Annotated in this window: 5 protein-coding genes and 2 pseudogenes; 1 reads left to right on the forward strand and 6 read right to left on the reverse strand. The window is 44.8% G+C overall.

The window, feature by feature from the left end:
* The 5 genes and pseudogenes from Q8J68_RS08810 to Q8J68_RS08825 form a co-directional block, all read right to left on the reverse strand.
* Positions 1–251, reverse strand: a pseudogene (locus Q8J68_RS08810) (hypothetical protein); the annotation flags it as partial.
* A gap of 61 nt (positions 252–312) precedes the next feature.
* Positions 313–522, reverse strand: a complete 210-nt coding sequence (locus tag Q8J68_RS08815) for a multidrug efflux SMR transporter (protein ID WP_305311152.1) — start codon at positions 520–522, stop codon at positions 313–315.
* Positions 468–632: a multidrug efflux SMR transporter gene (locus Q8J68_RS14985; RefSeq protein WP_370867625.1), complete on the reverse strand. Its 165-nt coding sequence runs from the start codon at positions 630–632 to the stop codon at positions 468–470. Before Q8J68_RS14985 ends, Q8J68_RS08815 begins: the two co-directional genes overlap by 55 nt.
* 125 nt (positions 633–757) lie before the next feature.
* Complete coding sequence (locus Q8J68_RS08820) at positions 758–2,125, reverse strand: hypothetical protein (protein WP_305311153.1); 1,368 nt, start codon at positions 2,123–2,125, stop codon at positions 758–760.
* A 78-nt stretch (positions 2,126–2,203) separates the two neighbouring features.
* Positions 2,204–4,231: a cation:proton antiporter gene (locus tag Q8J68_RS08825; protein WP_305311154.1), complete on the reverse strand. Its 2,028-nt coding sequence runs from the start codon at positions 4,229–4,231 to the stop codon at positions 2,204–2,206.
* Positions 4,232–4,459: 228 nt separating this feature from the next.
* Here Q8J68_RS08825 and Q8J68_RS08830 point away from each other — a divergent pair, with 228 nt between their 5' ends.
* Positions 4,460–4,636: a hypothetical protein gene (locus tag Q8J68_RS08830; RefSeq protein WP_305311155.1), complete on the forward strand. Its 177-nt coding sequence runs from the start codon at positions 4,460–4,462 to the stop codon at positions 4,634–4,636.
* A gap of 85 nt (positions 4,637–4,721) precedes the next feature.
* Here Q8J68_RS08830 and Q8J68_RS08835 read toward each other — a convergent pair.
* A pseudogene (locus Q8J68_RS08835) lies at positions 4,722–4,824 on the reverse strand (IS1 family transposase); the annotation flags it as partial.

A 4,824-nucleotide genomic window follows, 5' to 3' on the forward strand; every position in this document is an offset into this window, starting at 1 on the left:
TCCATCCGGAAATATATCTTTCTTGAGCCGGGCTTCTGTATCCTTTTGATTCCCCAGAAGTTCTCGATATTCTTCATCTTGAGGCTTATGGAGGCAAGGCTGTAGCCCGTTCTTTCGGAAAGCTCTTCCATACTGATATCATACGGCTCGAAATTGAGTATTGAAAGTATCGTCGCCGTGAGGTCGTCCACACCATATCCCTTGAATATCTCGATTCCTATATCCGTTATCTGTGACTCGATGTCGTTCATTTTAACAAATCCTCCTGAATATCATTCCGGTGTTAGGGGCCTGTATATCCAGCTTGTATCTTTAATTCACTGAGAGTATCTTGAGACCGATTATCCCTGCGGCTATTATGACGATGCACAATATACGGAGCACGTCTGCAGATTCATTAAAAAGGTATATTCCAAGTATATTCGTGCCTATAATACCAATCCCTGTCCAGACAGCATATCCGGTACCTATAGGAAGCACCCGCAATGACCTTCCAGCAGGAGCATGCTGATGACCAGGCACATTACCATAAACACCGTCGGATAAAACCGGGTCATTCCTTGACTGTATTTCATGCCGACCGCCCAGACGGTCTCAAACATTCCTGCAACTACAAGATATATCCATTCCATGACAGATCCTTGTTTTAGTATTTTTAATAAATATTAAAAGCTATAATTGAATGGCAATATTTATTCCTTGCGGCACTTGTATTCAATCGAGAAAAAAGTATAATTGTAGGCAAACACAAGAAAGCCTATTCTCTGTCATTCAGGTTATCCGCAAATATATTTACTTGCAGGTGCTCTTCAGACTCTTTAATGGAATTATTTTTAGCGGAAATCTCCTCGAACTTGCGTGCGAGGCGATAAGAGATATCAGAAAGATAAGCAGCACCCCAGGTGGCTGCAAGGATAGCTCCCAACAGGTTGAACGACAGGTCTATCATAGTATCGTTAATACCATGCTGGACCAGTACAGCATTGTACCCAAGCTCATCGGCAAGCTCATCGGTAAGGAATTCCATTATTTCCCAGAGTACACCTGTGGCAAGCACGAATAAAAGAATGAAAAGGAACAATACTTTGGGGGGTATGTAGATTTCATCGGTGTAGATGTCGATAGCCCTTATAAGTGCATACCCGGCAGCAGCGATAACGCTTGCTGAAAGAGCATGGGTAATGTTATCCCACCGGGCCACATTCTCATAGAACGCAAAAGTTCCGAGAGCATCCATGAAAATAGCAAGGGTGATCCACAGAGTCAGCCCGGGGTCAAGAGGAATATTGTACTTACGGGTGATGAAATAAGGCGCAAATGTGATAGCCAGCCCTGCGATTGCATTCAAGGCAGTTGGTAAGTCCCCAATAAGAATTGCTACTATCAGCAGAATGAACAAGCCTGCCTGCATTATCCTTGTCGCAAGCCTTTGCTTATCGCCAGAGATACCAAGAAGCCTGCGAATAGGGGCAGGCGGCTGGCGGACAGGGTATTCAGGAGTCTTCAGGGATCCTTGCGGAGGAAGCTTGACATTGCCTGCGGCCCCGGCTGATCTGAAATACAAGCCGAAAATGATCCCTGCGGTAATGCCCGCTACTGTGGCATACATGAACTCATACATAACTGCGGCATTGATAGCCTCAGGGGATCTGCCGTCAAGTAGGAAGGATGTCCCGAAATAGACATCCAGCAGCCAGTGAAGCAGATGCCAGATGCCTGACATTGCAAGTGTTGTTGCCACCACCAGGAGTATAGCGAACTTGTAATGCATGCGCACGGAAGTGAACCAGCTGATCTCGGCTACCAGCAGCAGTGCGATGGTCGCAACTGAGAAGTAAACAGGTATGCTCGTGAAGAAGAAATGGTACGCTGTTGTGCTTCCTACAATTGGCATGATCGCTAATATTATGAAGTACCAGGAAGGCATGATAGAGATCTTGCGCAGCAGTAGCGCCGGAGCTGTTATGATGAATATAACAGAAAAGGAAAGGGCGGACCATGTGAGCCTGCTATCCATGAAATTTACGATGCCCAGCAGAAAAAGCAATGAGACCATCGCCCAGCCAAGGAACGCATTAAGTGAGGTGTCTCTCAGGATTTTACCAAGTTTGTTTATACGCTCCATAGATACTCACTATATAATTGTCCATTTCACATCATTAAGTGTTCCATGCGCAAAAAACACTATGAAAAATCATTAGATTCAAAAGAACTCCATATCATCTGCTCTTTCTTCAGTGGGTGGGTAGGCTATGAGCAAGTTTCCCTCAAAGAAAGAGGAAATCCGCTTTGGCAGTGTCTGCAGCACCGGATGCCAGCCAGGAGTGTCTCTTCGGGCATTGGCACTGACAATCAGCTCATCCCGGGACCATTCTCTTGTATGTAGCATGTTGATGAGATCACTCCAGCTACTAAGACTTTCAAACCTGATGGGAATGTCAGGACTTACTCTTTTAAATATCTTCTCATATATTGCGACATCATCTCTTACTACCAATGCTTTTACTGGTGCAGATGTACCTTCAGATACCCTCCTCACTGCATCCACTATTGGATAGAACCCTGCATTGTGGTCGATACCGGTCGGTATTATCATAGTTATCTTTTTTGTATTGCAGAGAGGATGCCTTATCAACGAGACAAGCACCAATTTTTCAGTCCCCCGGAGGAACTGGTCGATAATCGAACCTATTACACTTTCCTTGGGAGCATGTACGCCATCCCATCCCATCACAACAGTCGATATCCTGTTCTCAAGAACCGCTCTCATTATTCCGGAAGCGATGTTGTAATTGAGGCGTACATGAGTAAGGACCGGCACTTCGGCGCAGGAGGCATAGGTCGTAGTTTCCCGCAGCATTCTTTCCGCCTCTGCAACCTTCTTTTCAGAGTTGCCATCATCACGCTTTACAACAGAAATTACATGCAATGGCTCATCTGATTTCCTGTCCCGGATCATTAGGGCCAGGTCCAGTAATAGCTGCTTATATGCAGAGTGTATTGAAAAGGACACCAGCACACGAGGTGCTGCTTCGGTAAGACCGTATGTTGCTTTTTCTGCAAGGGACACCCTCGCCCCATACCTTTCAACGATGTGAGGACTTATTATCGCGATGGCAAGAATCATCATTACTACGGCATTTATCATGTCATGGCCAAAAAGCCCTGCTTCAAAACCAATAAGCACAATTGCAAGCGCTGCAGCCGCCTGGCCTACTGACAAACCGAACATGCTCATCACCTGATCATTGCCATAACCATAAACCCGTCCTGTTATCCAGGCAGCTGCCAGCTTTGTAATTAGAACAAGGCCGATCATCCATAGTGCCAGTGTGAGCTGACTCCCCCCTTCTATAAATGCACGTGCATTCACCAGCATGCCCACTGACAGCAGGAAAAAGGGTATGAAGAGCGCATTTCCGACAAACTCGATCCTGTTCATGAGAGGACTGCTGTTTGGGATCAGACGGTTGAGCAAAAGTCCGGCAAAAAATGCACCGATGATAGGTTCCACACCTGCCACCTCGGCAAGATATGCAAGCACAAAGGCAACAGCCAGCACGAAGAGGAACTCAAAGTAACTTTCTTCTGTGAGCTTACTGAAGAACCACCTGGCAATGCGTGGCACAATGAACCAGGAACCTACAAAGAACAGACCAAGCCCGGCTCCCAGCCCTATCCAGAAAGACATGTCCAGATTGCCTTCCATAGAAGACACCACCACCGCAAGGACCATGAGTGCAAGAGTGTCTGTCAGTATTGTACCACCAACAGCTGCTGCGATAGCTTCGTTGTTAACTATACCAAGCCTCTTGATGACAGGGTATGCCAGCAGGGTGTGCGAGGCAAAAACAGAAGCAAAGAGCAGGGCTGCAGGGAAGGAGAGACCCAGTAAGTAATATCCGACAATTGTACCTCCTATCTGCGGGATTAAAAAAGACAGCATACCAAAGACCAGGCTTCTGTCAAGCTTCTCGATGAACTTGTTTATGTTTATTTCCAGCCCGGCTATGAACATCAAGTAAACAAGGCCAATTTCTCCCAGAAGTATGATCGTATCATTACGCTCGAGTATATAGAATGCATTGGGTCCGATCAGAGCACCAACTATTATGATGCCTACCATCCCCGGCAGTCTGAATAACTTCAATAGCAGAGGAGCCACGAGGAAGATAAGCATTGAAAGAGCAAATATAAGAATAGGGTCAGTAATAGGAATTGCCGGGAACATGTTCTAGCTTTGACTGTATTTACCGAATTTAGGAAGGTCATTTAAAAATCTAGCATAGGCACTATAATTTGTTAGGGTCCATTGCCTAATGAAAATTCACGTCCTTCTTTCAACTATATCCAAAGTATAATTTCTAATATAAAAGACTGCTTATGAAATCCAGCCATTTTCTCAATACTGGAGAGTATTTCATAAAGATATTAAAATAATGATAATATTTAGGAAGGTATGAGTACAAAATGCAACCGGACAATTATCGCCATTGCCATAATATGGGCAGCGGTCATTTTTGCTTCTGCATTCATGCTGAGAGAGACGGAATATTTCCTCCAACTAATGCCTATATACGGAGCCGGGGCAATAATGTGCATAATACTTTCAGGAAATCTTTGTAAGAAGGAGTAGTAGGTTTAGGTGGAGATTTTATGATAACTGTAGACTTACTGCTCGCAGCTGTACTGGCCAGGCGGTATTAAAAAAAACGGCATTGTTAATTAAACATCGCTAGTTCTTTATTTCTGTACTTCATTAACAGGAGAACAGAGTATCTCAACATTTCAAGACTCTTTGAATAACACTTAGACTTTCTTCTC

Origin of the sequence: Methanolobus sp. (assembly GCF_030682845.1) — an archaeon.
In the GTDB taxonomy this organism is placed as follows: domain Archaea; phylum Halobacteriota; class Methanosarcinia; order Methanosarcinales; family Methanosarcinaceae; genus Methanolobus.

What these genes read in the sequence shown, in the direction of transcription:
- Q8J68_RS14985 (WP_370867625.1), bottom strand. Translation starts at nt 632, where the DNA reads ATGGAATGGATATATCTTGTAGTTGCAGGAATGTTTGAGACCGTCTGG.
- Q8J68_RS08825 (WP_305311154.1), bottom strand. Translation starts at nt 4,231, where the DNA reads ATGTTCCCGGCAATTCCTATTACTGACCCTATTCTTATATTTGCTCTT.
- Q8J68_RS08820 (WP_305311153.1), bottom strand. Translation starts at nt 2,125, where the DNA reads ATGGAGCGTATAAACAAACTTGGTAAAATCCTGAGAGACACCTCACTT.
- Q8J68_RS08830 (WP_305311155.1), top strand. Translation starts at nt 4,460, where the DNA reads ATGAGTACAAAATGCAACCGGACAATTATCGCCATTGCCATAATATGG.